This window comes from Streptomyces sp. PA03-5A (genome assembly GCF_033792725.1).
Lineage (GTDB): Bacteria > Actinomycetota > Actinomycetes > Streptomycetales > Streptomycetaceae > Actinacidiphila.
In genome coordinates this window covers 25,351-38,789 of the sequence record NZ_JARAVL010000024.1, presented here as the reverse complement: position 1 = coordinate 38,789, position 13,439 = coordinate 25,351, and the positions used below count along the sequence as shown (strand labels likewise).

The following is a 13,439-nucleotide window of genomic DNA, read 5'->3' as shown; positions in this document are numbered from 1 at the left end:
TCACATACCGGTCGGTATGCTGTCCGGGCGCACCGGTACGGAGAGAGGGCAGGCCATGGCACGGAGCACCACCCCACCCAAGGCGACCACGACCGCGGTACCCCAGCGGCTGCTCGCCGAGGCCACCCGCCTCTTCGCCGAGCGCGGATACGACCGGACGTCGGTGCAGGAGATCGTCGAGGCGGCCGGCGTCACCAAGGGCGCGCTCTACCACTACTTCGGCAGCAAGGACGACCTCCTGCACGAGATCTACGGGCGCGTGCTGCGGCTGCAGATGCAGCGCCTGGAGGCGATCGCCGGCAAGGAGACGGCTCCGGTGGCGGAACGCCTGGTCGAGGCCGCCGCCGACGTCGTCGTCACCAGCATCGGCAACCTCGACGACACCAAGATCTTCTTCCGGTCGATGCACCAGCTCAGCCCGGAGAAGCAGAAGGCGGTGCGGGCCGACCGCCGCCGCTACCACGAGAAGTTCCGCGCACTGGTCGAGGAGGGGCAGCGCGAGGGCGTGTTCCGGCAGGAGGTCCGGCCGGATCTCGTCGTCGACTTCTTCTTCGGCGCCGTGCACCACCTCGGCACCTGGTACCGGGAGGACGGGCCGCTCTCCGCCGACCAGGTCGCCGCCGACTTCGCAGACATGCTGCTGCACTCCGTGCGGCAGCCCTGAACCGAACCGGGAGCAGACCGCATGAAGGCATGGCGAGTGCACGAGAACGGGGAGCCGCGCGCGGCGATGCGCCTGGACGAGGTCCCCGACCCGCAGCCGGGCCCCGGTGAACTGCTCCTGAAGGTCCGCGCGGCCAACGTCAACTTCCCCGACGCGCTGCTCTGCCGCGGGCACTACCAGGTGCGGCCGCCGCTGCCGTTCACCCCGGGCGTCGAGTTCTGCGGTGAGGTCGTCGCGACCGGCGAGGGGGTCACCGGGCACGTCGCCGGCGACCGGGTCATCGCCCCGGCGGCGCTGCCCGGCGGTGCCTTCGCCGAACTCGCCGTCGTCCCCGCCGCGAGCGTGCTGCCCGCGCCCCCCGCGCTGGACGACGCCGAGGCCGCCGCCCTCCACATCGGTTACCAGACCGGCTGGTTCGGGCTGCACCGGCGGGCGGGGCTCCGGGCCGGCGAGATCCTGCTCGTGCACGCAGCGGCGGGCGGTGTCGGCAGCGCCGCCGTCCAGCTCGGCAAGGCGGCGGGCGCCACGGTGATCGGCGTGGTCGGCGGGCCCGAGAAGGCCAAGGCCGCCCGCGAACTGGGCGCCGACGTCGTCGTGGACCGGACCTGCGAGGACTTCGTGGCCGTCGTCAAGGAGGCCACCGGCGGACGCGGCGCCGACGTCGTGTACGACCCGGTGGGCGGCGAGGCCTACACCCGGTCCACCAAGTGCATCGCCTTCGAGGGCCGCATCCTGGTCGTGGGCTTCACCAGTGGCACGATCCCCAGCCCCGGCCTCAACCACGCGCTGGTCAAGAACTACTCCATCGTCGGCCTGCACTGGGGCCTGTACAACGCCCACGACCCCGCCGCCGTGCGCGGCTGCCACGACGAGCTCACCCGTCTCGCCGCCGAGGGCGCGATCAAGCCCCTCGTCAGCGAGCGCGTCGCCCTGGAGGGTGCCGCGGACGCCGTCCAGCGGGTCGCCGACGGCACGACGACCGGCCGCGTGGTGGTCCTGCCCGGCTGATCGCGCAGCGCGGAGCCGGAGCGCCGTGGCCGGGTGCCGTCGCGGCAGCCGTGCCCCCGCTCGCCGAAGCGGTCGCCGAGCGGTGCGCCCAGGGGTTCGGACGTCACACGACGCGGGCCGGCGCGCGGACGGACCGAGGTGGAGGATCGGCCCCGGGGGCGTGCCGCCCGCGCGTTCGGCGGCGGCCGTGACACCGGTTGCGCGGAATCCGCACCGCGCGGGGGCGGCTCCCCCGGGGGCAGGAGCCCGGTGGAGCCGCCGTCCTGCGTGCCGCGTCAGGCGTTCTCGGCGTACCGCTTCAGTTCACGGCGGGCCAGGGAGCGCTTGTGGACCTCGTCGGGGCCGTCGGCCAGCCGCAGCGTGCGGGCCGCCGCGTACAGCTCGGCCAGCGGGAAGTCCTGGCTGACGCCGCCCGCGCCGTGCAGCTGGATGGCGCGGTCGAGGATCAGCCCGACCTTCTCCGGGGTGGCGATCTTGATGGCCTGGATCTCGGTGTGGGCGCCCCGGTTGCCGACGGTGTCCATCAGCCAGGCGGTCTTGAGCACCAGCAGCCGCAGCTGCTCGATCTCCACCCGGGCCTCGGCGATCCACTCCTGGACGACCCCCTGCGCCGCCAGCGGCCTGCCGAAGGCGACACGCCCCGTGGCACGCCGGCACATCAGCTCCACCGCCCGTTCGGCCATGCCGATCAGCCGCATGCAGTGGTGGATGCGGCCCGGGCCCAGCCGCGCCTGGGCGATGGCGAAGCCGCCGCCCTCCTCGCCGATCAGGTTCTCCGCGGGGACGCGCACGTCGTGGAAGACGACCTCCGCATGGCCGCCGTGGTCGCCGTCGTCGTAGCCGAACACCCGCATGCCGCGGCGCACTTCGAGGCCGGGGGTGTCGCGCGGCACCAGGACCATGCTCTGCTGGCGGTGCCGGTCCGCGGCCGGGTCGGTCTTGCCCATGACGATGAAGATCTGGCACCGAGGGTTCATCGCGCCGGAGATGTACCACTTGCGGCCGTTGATGACGTACTCGTCGCCGACCCGCTCGATCCGCGTCTCGATGTTGGTCGCGTCGGACGAGGCGACGTCGGGCTCGGTCATCGCGAAGGCCGAGCGGATCTCGCCCGCGAGCAGCGGCTCCAGCCAGGTCTTGCGCTGCTCCTCGCTGCCGAACTCGCTCAGCACCTCCATGTTGCCGGTGTCCGGCGCGGCGCAGTTGAGGGCCGGCGGGGCGAGGTGCGGGCTGCGGCCGGTGATCTCGGCCAGCGGCGCGTACTGGAGGTTGGTGAGCCCGGCGCCGCGCTCGCCGGGGAGGAAGAGGTTCCACAGCCCGCGCTCGCGCGCCATGGCCTTCAGTTCCTCCACGACCGGCGGCGCCGACCACACGGCCTCTCCCTCGGCCTCCTCGCGCTGCCGGTGGAAGACCGGTTCCGCCGGGTACACGTGCTCGTCCATGAACGCGAGCAGCCGCTCGCGCAGTTCCTCGGTCCTGGCGTCGTACGCGAAATCCATGGCTCAGCCTTCCTGAAGCGTCCGCAGGCCGTTGTCGATGAAGGCCGGGACCAGGGCGCCGATCCGGTCGAAGCCGGCGCCGAGGGTCTGGCCGAGGGTGTAGCGGTAGTGGATGCCCTCGAGGATCACCGCAAGCTTGAAGTAGGCGAAGGCGGTGTACCAGGCGACCGAGGACACGTCCCGGCCGGAGCCGGCCGCGTAGCGCTCGACCAGCTCGGCGGGGGAGGGGTGGCCGGGCGCGCCACCGGTGACGGAGACGGGGGTGCCGGGGGTGGGGCGCAGCTCGCTGTACATGAGCAGCAGCCCGAGGTCGGTGAGCGGGTCGCCGAGGGTGGACATCTCCCAGTCGAGGATGGCCCGGACGGTGTCGTCGGCGCCGATCAGGACGTTGTCGAGCCGGTAGTCGCCGTGCACGACCGCCGCCGGCGCGGAGGCGGGCAGGCGTGTGCCGAGCAGCGCCGCGAGTTCGTCGATGCCCGCCAGCTCGCGGCTGCGCGAGGCGTCGAGCTGCTTGCCCCAGCGGCGCAACTGCCGCTCCAGGAAGCCCTCGGGCCTGCCGAAGTCGTCCAGTCCCACCGCTTGCGGGTCCACGGCGTGCAGCGCCACCAGGGTGTCCACCAGTCGCAGCACGATGTCCCGGGTGCGCTCCGGCCCGAGCGCCGCGAGCTGTCCCTCGGTGCGGTAGGGCGTGCCCTCGACGAAGTCCATGACGTAGAAGGGCGCGCCGATGACCTCGGGGTTTTCGCAGAGGAGCACCGCCCCCGGGACGGGGACGGGGGTGTCGTGCAGGGCGCTGATGACCCGGTGCTCGCGGGTCATGTCGTGCGCCGTCGCCAGGACGTGGCCGAGCGGGGGGCGCCGGACGACCCAGCGGGAGACGCCGTCGGTCACCGCGTAGGTCAGGTTCGACCGGCCGCCCTCGATGAGCTCGCCGTCGAGCGCGCCCGCCACCAGCCCGGGCCGCTCGGCGTCGAGGTGCCGCCGCAGCCGCTCCAGGTCGAGTCCCGGTGGGTTCTCCGTCCCGCTCATCCTTGCTCCTCGCCACTGCCAAAGCTGTCCCGGCTATCATGCCGACCAGTCGGTATGTCGTCCAGTCCGCCGCCCCGTCCGCCGCGAAATCCAGGTGCCCGCGGTTCCCGGCGCTGCGAGACTGACGCCATGATCCCGCCCGCCGCCCTCGACTCGCTGTACGGACTGGCCCATGGCGACGCCTTCGGCGACCGCTGGTTCTTCCTCCCGCGCGAGGAGCGGGAGGGCGGCATCGCGCAGCGGATCACCCCCGAGGACGTTCCCTGGTACTGGACCGACGACACCGCCCAGGCCCTGGCGCTGTTCGGGCACCTCGAGGCGCACGGCGGAACCGTCGGGCAGGACGCCCTCGCGGCCGGTCTCGCCGCGACGTACGCCGCCGACCCGTACCGCAAGTACGGACCCTCCATGCACGACGTCCTGCGCCGCATCGGCGCCGGGGAGCCCTGGGCGGACGTCGTGGGCGGGCAGTTCGGCGGGCAGGGCTCGTACGGCAACGGAGCCGCGATGCGGGTCGCCCCGCTGGGTGCGTGGCTCGCCGCCGACCTGGAGGGTGCCGCCGGCGCCGCCGCCGCGCAGGCGGCCGTGTCCCACCACCACCCCGAGGCCGCCGCCGGAGCCGTCGCCGTGGCGCTCGCGGCCCGCAGCCGTGGCGGCCCGGCCCCGGAGGACCTGCTGACGGCGGTGGCCGACCGGCTCCCCGACAGCGACGTGCGCTCCGGCCTGCGCACCGCGGGCCGCTTCCCCGAGGGCACCTCGGTGCGGCACGCGGCCGAGGTCCTGGGCTCCGGTTACGGGGTCTCGGCGCCCGACACCGTCCCCTTCGCGCTGTGTGGTGCGCCGCGCGGCACCTGGACGACCTGGAGGGCGGCCTGTGGCACACCGTCGCCGGGCTCGGCGACATGGACACCACCTGTGCCATCGCCGGCGGGGTCATCGCCGCCCGCACGGGTGTCGCCTCGCTGCCGCCCGACTGGCGTGCGGCGTTGGAGCCGCTGCCGGACTGGGTCCCGGCGCCGTCCGGCGGACCGGCGTAGCGCCGCCGACCTGCGCGTTCTTGACGGGCATCCGGACGCCGCCTAGGGTCGCGTTCTGGTGGACGTATGGAATTCACATATGCGAACGAGATGAACGCGAGGGGTGGCGTGCAGTGACACAGCACAGGGACCTGACGATCACGGGGGTGCGTCTCACCCCCGTCCTCATCTCCGACCCGCCGCTGCTCAACACCCAAGGCGTGCACCAGCCCTACACCCCACGCCTGATCGTCGAGGTGACCACCGCGAGCGGCGTGAGCGGCGTCGGGGAGACCTACGGCGACACCCGCTACCTCGAACCCGCCCGGCAGCTGGCGGATGCCCTGCCGGGCTGCCGCGTCGACGACCTCAACAACCTGCCGTCGCTCGCGGCGCTGGTGTGCGCGCCCCCCGAGGGGATCTCCGACGCGGTGGACGCGGGCGGACTGCGCGGTGTCCAGACCGCCGACAAATTGCTGCTCTCGGTGGTCTCGGCCTTCGAGGTGGCCTGCCTGGACGCCCTCGGCAAGGTGCTAGGGCTGCCCGTGCACGCCCTGCTCGGCGGGAAGGTCCGCGACACCGTCGACTACAGCGCCTACCTCTTCTACCGCTGGGCCGGACACCCCGGAGGCCAGGGCGAGAAGGACGACTGGGACGCCGCGCTGGACCCGGCCGGGGTGGTGGCTCAGGCCCGCAGGCTGGTGCGCGAGCACGGCTTCACCTCGTTCAAGCTGAAGGGCGGGGTGTTCGCGCCGGAGGAGGAGATCGCCGCCGTACGGGCCCTGGCGGAGGCGTTCCCCGAGCAGCCGCTGCGGCTGGACCCCAACGGCGCCTGGTCGGTGGAGACCTCGCTGCACGTGGCGCGGGAGCTCGGCGACGTCCTGGAGTACCTGGAGGACCCGGCCACGGGCACCGCCCTGATGGCCGAGGTCTCCGCCGGCACCGACGTGCCGCTCGCCACCAACATGTGCGTGACGACCTTCCCCGAGATCGCCGAGGCCTTCGCCAAGGACGCGGTCCAGATCGTGCTCTCCGACCACCACTACTGGGGCGGGCTGCGCAACACCCGCGAACTGGCCACCATCTGCCGCACCTTCGGGGTCGGCCTGTCGATGCACTCCAACACCCACCTGGGCATCAGCCTGGCCGCCATGACCCATGTCGCCGCCACCGTGCCCGGGCTGCACCACGCCTGCGACTCGCACTACCCCTGGCAGACCGAGGACGTCATCACCCGCCGCCACGAGTTCCGCGGCGGCCGGCTGCCCGTCTCCGACGCCCCCGGCCTGGGGGTGGAAGTGGACCGTACGGCCCTGGACGCCCTGCACCGGCGCTGGCTGGACGACGACGGCACCTTCCACGAGCGCGACGACGCCGCCGCCATGCGCAAGGCCGAGCCCGGCTGGGTCGCCCGCCGCTGGTGACCCGGGCGGGCCTCAGGCCAGGCACTCCGGGATCCGGCCGCCGTTCAGCACGGCCATGTCGGTGATCACGGGCATCAGGTCCAGCGGCGAGCCGAGCGGCAGGCCGTCCAGCTCCGCGTACGCGCGGTGCAGGTTGGCGACCAGCCGCTCCGGCTCGCGCAGCGTCGCGAACTCGCCGAGGTCGGCCGCCCGCGCGACCTCCATCGGCGTCCGTCCCGCCTTGTGGCCATCGGCCGCCAGTTCGGCCACGAAGCGCAGGTAGCCCTCGACGGTGGCGTAGACCGAGGGGTCGCAGATGCCGCCGTGCCCCGGCACGACGACCTCGGCGTCGAGCGAGCGCAGCACCTCCAGGGCACGCAGCGAGCCCTCCAGCGAGCCCATGGGGACGAACGGGGCGCCGCCGTTGAAGACCAGGTCGCCGGTGAAGACGACCTTGCGCCCCGGGAGCCAGACGATCGTGTCACCGAGGGTGTGGGCCACCCCGGGGTGCAGGAGCTGGACCTCCTCCTCGCCGACGTGGAGGGTCAGCCGGTCCTCGTAGGTGACCGTCGCCGGGAGCACCGGCACCTCGCCGTACTCCACGTCCGGCCAGATCGCGTGGAGCTGGTGCCCGGCCGCGACCTGCTCGGTGACGCACGCGGAGTGCCCGACGATCCGGGCCCCCTCCGCGAAGACGGCGTTGCCGTAGGTGTGGTCACCGTGGTGGTGGGTGTTGACCACGTGCGCGGGCATCGGCGCGCCGGAGGCGAGGAGGGCCTCGCGCAGCAGCAGGGCCCGGCGCTCGGTGGCCGCGGTGTCGACCAGCAGCGTCGTGTGCCCGTCGGTCACCCAGCCCGCGTTGTTGAGGCACCAGCCCCCGTCCGGCTGGACGTAGGCCTGGACCCCGGGAGCGACCTCCACGGTGAACGGGTGCTCGGTGTGCAGCTGTGACATATTGACGCCCTTCCCTGGTCAGACGCATGGAACGTATCAGGGAAGGGCGTCCGGACGGCGACGCGGGGGCGTCGCCTACAAGACGAGCGAGAGCAGCAGGACGAAGACGATGCCGACGACGGAGATGACGGTCTCCATGGCGGACCAGGACTTCAGGGTCTGCGGGACGTTCATCCCGAAGTACTCCTTCACCAGCCAGAAGCCCGCGTCGTTGACGTGCGAGAAGAACAGCGAGCCGGCGCCGACGGCGAGCACCAGCAGCGCGGCGTGCGTCGAGGTCATGCCCTCGGCCAGCGGCGCGACCAGACCCGCGGCGGAGATGGTGGCCACGGTGGCGGAGCCGGTGGCGACGCGGATCAGGACGGCGATCAGCCAGGCCAGCAGCAGCGGCGAGATGTTCCAGCCGTCCGACCAGTTCAGGATCATGTTGCCGATGCCGGCGTCGATGAGGGTCTGCTTGAAGCCGCCGCCCGCGCCGACGATCAGCAGGATGCCGGCGATCGGGCCGAGCGACTTCTCCACCGTCGTGGAGATCCGCTCCTTGGTGAAGCCGGCCGCCCGGCCCAGGGTGAACATGCCCAGGACCACGGCGGACAGCAGGGCGATCAGCGGCGAGCCGATGACGTCGAAGATCCGGAAGACCAGGCTGCCCTGGTCGTCGACGAGGACGTCCACCAGCGCCTTGCCGAGCATCAGCACCACCGGCAGCAGCATCGTGGCCACGGTGGCGGTGAAGCCCGGACGCTTCTCCAGGTCGTCCGAGGCCCGGGTGGGGGTGAGGTGCTCGGGCGGGGTGACCTTCACCCAGCGGTCGGCGAACCGCCCGAAGAGCGGGCCGGCTATCGCCACGGTGGGCAGCGCGACGAGCACGCCGAGCGCGAGGGTGGTGCCGAGGTCGGCGTGGATGGAGTCGATCGCGGCGAGCGGGCCGGGGTGCGGCGGCACCAGTCCGTGCATCACGGACAGACCCGCCAGTGCCGGGACGCCGATCCGGATCAGGGAGTGGTTGCCGCGCCGGGCCACCAGCAGCACGACCGGGATCAGCAGCACGATGCCGACCTCGAAGAAGAGCGGCAGCCCGATCAGGCCGGCGATCAGCGCCATCGCCCACGGCAGGCGCCGTTCGCTGGTCCTGGCGAGGATCGTGTCGACGATCTGGTCGGCGCCGCCGGAGTCGGCGAGCAGCTTGCCGAGGATCGCGCCGAGCGCGATGAGGACGCCCACGCCGGCGACGGTCGTGCCGAGGCCGGTGGTGAAGCTGGTGATGGTCTTGGCGAGGGGGGCGCCCGCGACGGCACCGAGGACACCGGTGCCGATGGTGAGGGCGAGGAAGGCGTGCATCTTCCAGCGGGTGATCAGCAGGACGATCACCGCGATGCCGGCGAGCGCGGCGAGGGCGAGCTGGGTGTCGCCCGCGCTGGTGATCGGCTCCGTCGCCGCCGGCGCCGCGGCCAGCAACTCGGCGCTGAGTGCAGACACGTTCTACTCCGTGGGGGGGAGGGGGTGGGGGGAAGGGGAGGACGGATGGTCGGGAGGGGGTTCAGCGGGGGAGGGCGGCCAGGGCGCGCTCGGTGATCTGCTGGGGACCGCCGTCGACCGGGACGACGGCACCGGCCTCACCGGGCTCCAGCGGTTCGAGCGTCGCGAACTGGGAGTGCAGCAGGCCCGCGGGCATGAAGTGCTCCATCCGCGCCGCCAGGCGCGCGGAGATGAGCTCCTCGGACCCGTCGAGGTGGAGGAAGAACAGCCCGGGGGTGTCCCGGCGCAGCCGGTCGCGGTAGCGGCGCCGCAGCGCCGAGCAGCTGACCACGCCGCCGCGGTCGCCGCGCTCGACGATCCACGCTGCGATGGCGTCCAGCCAGGGCGCCCGGTCCTCGTCGTCCAGCGGGTGCCCGGCCGACATCTTGGCGATGTTGGCGGGCGGGTGGAAGTCGTCCGCCTCGGCGTAGGGGACGCCCAGCCGCTCGGCGAGCAGCCCCCCGACGGTGGACTTGCCGGAACCGGACACGCCCATCACCACCACCAGGGGGCGGTGCGGGCCTTCCGGGCCTGCCTCGGTCATCACAGGTACCTCCTCGTCCGCATGACCGCCCCAGGAAACGCCATAGGTACTACTTATTCAAGTGCCTGAGATGAAATCGTCATACGAAGGAATCCCCGCATAGGCTGTCGCCCATGGATCGGCACGGAGAGCACGGCGGCCTGCACGCCCGTGTGCTGGCGGAACTCGGCCCCGCCATCGCCTCGGGCGCGTACCCGCCCGGCACCGTGCTGCGCATCGACGAGCTGGAGCGGCAGTACGGCGTCTCCCGCACCGTCGTCCGCGAGGCCGTACGCGTCCTGGAGGCCATGCACCTCGTCGAGTCGCGGCGCCGGGTCGGCATCACGGTGCGCCGCACCGAGGAGTGGAACGTCTTCGACCCGGCCGTCATCCGCTGGCGCCTCGCCGGCGCGGACCGGCCCCGGCAGTTGCGCTCGCTCACCATGCTGCGCACCGCCGTGGAGCCCGTCGCCGCCGCTCTGGCGGCGGCCGCCGCGAGCCCGGAGCAGTGCCGCGAACTGACCGTCCTCGCCGCCGAGATGGCCGCGGCCGGACGGGCCGCCGACCTCGCCGAGTACCTGGTGCACGACGTGGCCTTCCACCGCGTGATGCTCACCGCGTCCGGCAACGAGATGTTCGCCCGACTCGGCGACGTCGTCGCGGAGGTGCTCACCGGGCGCACCGAGCACCACGTCATGTTCAGCGCCCCCGATCCCGAGGCGGTCACCCTCCACGTCCGGGTGGCCGAGGCCGTCCGCGCCCGCGACGCGCGGTCCGCGGAGCGCCTGATGCGCGAGATCTGCGTCGGTGCGCTGCGCGAACTGGACGTCCTGGCCCCCTGACCGCGCGGGGTCAGCCGGTGGGGCCGGCGTGGCGGAGGATCGCGTCCACGGTCTCCTCCGGGGTCTGGCGGGAGGTGTCCAGCCAGAGGCCGATCCGCGGGGTGCCCGCGCGCAGGGCGCGGTCGAGGTCGGCGGGTGTCCATGCGCCGTAGGCCCGTTTGGCCCGGCCGGCCTCGCGGGCGGCGATCGCCTCCGGGGAGGGCACGAGGACCACGACGTGCAGCGGCCGGGTGCGCAACAGGGCTATCGTGCGCGGCAGTTCGTCGCCGAGGATGACGTCCTGCAGGACGGGGGTGAACCCTGACGCCGCGTACGCGTCCGCGCTCGCCGCCGCCAGGGAGTGACGCAGCCGCAGTTGCCGCAGCGCCTCCTCGGTCAGGCCCGCGACGTCCCCCGAGCCGTCGCCGGGCAGCGCCTCGGCCCGCCCGCCGACGATCATCCGCCGGAACGCGTCGCCCCGGACGTGCGCCGAGCGGGGCAGTCGCTCGGCCAGTGCCTGCGCCACGGTCGACTTCCCCGCCGCGGGGATCCCGGTGATCAGGAACATCGCTCGCACCTCACCGCTCTGCTCTTTCCGTCACCCCGCCGGACGCCGCGTGACGCCCAGGGCGACTCTATGTTCGAGACACGTCAAGCGGAACGTTTCGGCGGACCGAAAACCAGGTGACCGGCGGAGATGGGGGTGGTGCACTGGGGGCCATGACCACCGCGCCGGCCGCCCCGCCGCCCCAGCCGTACCGCTGGGTGCTGACGCGCGCCCGCGACGGTGCGCCGCCGGACCGGCTCGGCACCCTGACCGAGGGCGCCGCGCGCCCCCGCCTGTGGTACCTCCCCGAACTGGCCGCGTGCACGGGGAAGGTGCTCGCCCGCACGGGCGGCGCCGACCTGTGCTTCGTCGGCCGCTCCCTGGACAGCATGTACGACCTGCTGACCGGCGCCTTCGAAGGCTCGTCCCGGGAAGGGCGGTTGCTGCGCCTGCCACTGTCGTTGCGCCTGCGCCCGGTTCCGGCGCCCGCCCACACGGCCCGCCTGCGCGAGCACCTCGCCTGCGCCGGGCTCGCGCCGCACGCCCTGGCCCGCCGCACCCGGCCGGTGGCACTGGTCGACCTCGTCTCCGAGGGCGGCACCTACGACACGCTCTTCGCCGCCCTCGCCGACTGGGTGCGCGAGAGCCGCGAGCCGTGGCCGGTGATCCGCCGCAAGCTGCGCTTCGTCGGGGTGACGGCCCGCCGGCGGACCAGCCCCCACACCTGGCGCTGGCAGCAGCACACGGCGGGCGGCTGGGCCCGGGCCCTGCCGGCCGGGCACGTCGTCGGGGTGTCGCTTGACCCCTGGGTGTGGTCGTACCTCGGGAACGAGCAGGCCAAGCTGCAGCCCTCCTTCCCGCCGCCGCGCTGGTTCGACGCGTACGCCGCGGACCCCTGGCACGGACCGGACCTCCCGGCGGCGCTGGCCGAATCGCTGGCCCTGATCCAGGCGGGGCGCGGACGCCCGGTGCGCGAGGAACTGGTGCGGGTGATCGCGGGGGAACCCGGTTACGCGGACCGCGAGGTCCGCGCCCTCGTCGCCCCACTGCGCGGCCTGAAGCCGCCCCGCTCCCGTCCTCGGGCCGGTTCCCGCGCCCGGCCCGGCCGGCGCCGGGCCTGAGGCCTAGCGGTCCTTGCCGCGTGCCTCCATGACCGGGCGGAGCCGCTCCAGCAGTGCGTAGAGGGCCGCTTGCTCCGCCGCGTCCAGGGTGTCCAGCGCCCCGTGGGTGGCCTGCATCTCGTCGCGGACGCGGCGGATGGTCTCGCGCCCGAGATCGGTGGCCACGACGTTCTTGACCCGGCGGTCGCTGGCGCTCACCTCGCGGCGGACGAAGCCGTGCGCCTCGAGACGGTCGACGATGCCGGTGACGTTGGACGCGTCGCACACCAGCCGCTCGGCCAGGCCGCGCATGGGCACCGGGCCGCCCAGCTGGGCGAGCACCTTGGCCTGCATGGAGGTCAGCCCGTGCCGGGCGGCCGCGGCGGCGAAGTCCTGCCACTGGGCGGTGCCGATGGCGGCGAGCAGCTCCAGCAGCTCGATCTTGGTGGGCTGCGCGGTCGTCGCGGCGGTCGGGGCGCTCATGTCTGCGAGTGTACTCAAAAGCTTGAAATGGTAAATCATTAGCTTGACGTCTTCAAGCGTCGGCCCACGGGCGGGCCGCCCCCCGCCGGGACGTGCACGCCCTCAGCGGGGCGTGAGGAAGACCAGCAGCGCGCCCGCGACGGCCAGGACCAGGACGCTCAGCACGGCCCGGGCCGCCGTCCCCGGCGTCATCGCGGCGGGCCGCGCGGAGCCCAGGGCGGCGATCCGCCGCTGGGCGGTGACGGTGAACGCCAGCCACACCAGTGCGCACAGCGAGAGCCCCAGCAGTCCGGCCGGCGGCGCCCCGTGCAGCACCGCCTCGCGTCCGGCCAGCAGCGCCGCCACCGCGAAGGCCAGCGTGGTGCGCCGCCAGGCCAGCCGGGTCCGCTCGGGCTGCAGGCCCGGGTCCCGCGGGGTGTCGCCGCCGGGGGCCGTCATCAGCCCGCCCACCCCAGCGTCACCGTGAGCAGCATCGCCACGGCCACCAGGGCCACCAGCACCGCCAGCAGGGCGGGGAAGCGCGAGACGGGCAGGTCCTCCCCGCGCCGCATCGCCCGCTCGCAGCGCACCCAGTGGTTCACCGCGCGGACCGCGCACATCGCACCGCCGACCACCAGCACCACCGCGAGCGTCACCCGGACCGGCCGGCGCAGGTCCCGCAGGAACTGGTCGACCGCGAAGCCGCCGCCCACCAGCGCGAGCGCGGTGCGCAGCCAGGCGAGGAAGGTCCGCTCGTTGGCCAGCGAGAAGCGGTAGTCCGGCGTCGTCCCCTCGGTCCCTACCCGTGCCGGGGCGAACCAGAGGGCGACCGCCCCGGCCGCGGCCCGCACATGCTTGATCACGGCCCCACAGTACCGAGCGCCATCGCGGTGGG

Annotated in this window: 14 protein-coding genes and 1 pseudogene; 6 read left to right on the top strand and 9 right to left on the bottom strand. The window is 73.6% G+C overall.

From position 1 onward, the window contains the following. Positions 1 to 55 precede the first annotated feature (55 nt). Positions 56 to 664 (top strand): TetR/AcrR family transcriptional regulator, encoded by a 609-nt coding sequence (locus PV410_RS27815; RefSeq protein ID WP_499511005.1) that lies wholly within the window; start codon positions 56 to 58, stop codon positions 662 to 664. Positions 665 to 685: 21 nt separating this feature from the next. Then, positions 686 to 1,672 carry an NADPH:quinone oxidoreductase family protein gene (locus tag PV410_RS27810; RefSeq protein ID WP_500328432.1) on the top strand — a complete coding sequence of 329 codons (987 nt, stop codon included), beginning with the start codon at positions 686 to 688 and terminating at the stop codon, positions 1,670 to 1,672. 275 nt (positions 1,673 to 1,947) lie between these two features. On the opposite strand, the gene PV410_RS27805 is transcribed toward PV410_RS27810, so the two are convergent. Beyond that, on the bottom strand, positions 1,948 to 3,171 hold the full coding sequence (locus tag PV410_RS27805; RefSeq protein WP_500328430.1) for an acyl-CoA dehydrogenase family protein: 1,224 nt from the start codon (positions 3,169 to 3,171) through the stop codon (positions 1,948 to 1,950). Positions 3,172 to 3,174: 3 nt separating this feature from the next. Continuing rightward, positions 3,175 to 4,200 carry a phosphotransferase family protein gene (locus tag PV410_RS27800; protein ID WP_500328429.1) on the bottom strand — a complete coding sequence of 342 codons (1,026 nt, stop codon included), beginning with the start codon at positions 4,198 to 4,200 and terminating at the stop codon, positions 3,175 to 3,177. Positions 4,201 to 4,329: 129 nt separating this feature from the next. Between PV410_RS27800 and PV410_RS27795 the strand changes: the two are divergent. Both PV410_RS27795 and PV410_RS27790 read left to right on the top strand, forming a co-directional pair. Further along, positions 4,330 to 5,237, top strand: a pseudogene (locus PV410_RS27795) (ADP-ribosylglycohydrolase family protein). 113 nt (positions 5,238 to 5,350) lie between these two features. Further along, on the top strand, positions 5,351 to 6,640 hold the full coding sequence (locus PV410_RS27790) for a glucarate dehydratase family protein (protein WP_500328427.1): 1,290 nt from the start codon (positions 5,351 to 5,353) through the stop codon (positions 6,638 to 6,640). A 12-nt stretch (positions 6,641 to 6,652) separates the two neighbouring features. Here the strand turns inward: PV410_RS27790 and PV410_RS27785 are convergent, their stop codons facing one another. From PV410_RS27785 to PV410_RS27775, 3 genes are all read right to left on the bottom strand, one after another. After that, on the bottom strand, positions 6,653 to 7,573 hold the full coding sequence (locus PV410_RS27785) for an MBL fold metallo-hydrolase (protein WP_500328425.1): 921 nt from the start codon (positions 7,571 to 7,573) through the stop codon (positions 6,653 to 6,655). Between the two features lie 75 nt (positions 7,574 to 7,648). After that, complete coding sequence (locus PV410_RS27780; protein WP_500328423.1) at positions 7,649 to 9,052, bottom strand: GntP family permease; 1,404 nt, start codon at positions 9,050 to 9,052, stop codon at positions 7,649 to 7,651. A gap of 61 nt (positions 9,053 to 9,113) precedes the next feature. After that, positions 9,114 to 9,635, bottom strand: coding sequence for a gluconokinase (locus PV410_RS27775; RefSeq protein ID WP_500328421.1), 522 nt, complete (start codon positions 9,633 to 9,635; stop codon positions 9,114 to 9,116). Between the two features lie 113 nt (positions 9,636 to 9,748). Between PV410_RS27775 and PV410_RS27770 the strand changes: the two genes are divergently transcribed. Continuing rightward, positions 9,749 to 10,456: a FadR/GntR family transcriptional regulator gene (locus tag PV410_RS27770; protein ID WP_500328419.1), complete on the top strand. Its 708-nt coding sequence runs from the start codon at positions 9,749 to 9,751 to the stop codon at positions 10,454 to 10,456. Positions 10,457 to 10,466: 10 nt separating this feature from the next. Here PV410_RS27770 and PV410_RS27765 read toward each other — a convergent pair whose 3' ends face one another. Beyond that, entirely contained in the window at positions 10,467 to 11,003 is a 537-nt protein-coding gene (locus tag PV410_RS27765; RefSeq protein WP_499510995.1) for a nucleoside/nucleotide kinase family protein, read from the bottom strand. A 152-nt stretch (positions 11,004 to 11,155) separates the two neighbouring features. Between PV410_RS27765 and PV410_RS27760 the strand changes: the two genes are divergently transcribed. Continuing rightward, entirely contained in the window at positions 11,156 to 12,103 is a 948-nt protein-coding gene (locus tag PV410_RS27760; RefSeq protein ID WP_500328417.1) for a hypothetical protein, read from the top strand. Positions 12,104 to 12,106: 3 nt separating this feature from the next. Here PV410_RS27760 and PV410_RS27755 read toward each other — a convergent pair whose 3' ends face one another. The 3 genes from PV410_RS27755 to PV410_RS27745 all read right to left on the bottom strand — a co-directional run bounded on the left by PV410_RS27755 (position 12,107) and on the right by PV410_RS27745 (position 13,407). Beyond that, entirely contained in the window at positions 12,107 to 12,565 is a 459-nt protein-coding gene (locus PV410_RS27755) for a MarR family winged helix-turn-helix transcriptional regulator (RefSeq protein ID WP_500328415.1), read from the bottom strand. 102 nt (positions 12,566 to 12,667) lie between these two features. Continuing rightward, entirely contained in the window at positions 12,668 to 13,003 is a 336-nt protein-coding gene (locus tag PV410_RS27750; RefSeq protein WP_500328413.1) for a DUF202 domain-containing protein, read from the bottom strand. Further along, on the bottom strand, positions 13,003 to 13,407 hold the full coding sequence (locus PV410_RS27745) for a YidH family protein (protein WP_500328411.1): 405 nt from the start codon (positions 13,405 to 13,407) through the stop codon (positions 13,003 to 13,005). Before PV410_RS27745 ends, PV410_RS27750 begins: the two co-directional genes overlap by 1 nt. Positions 13,408 to 13,439: the final 32 nt, after the last annotated feature.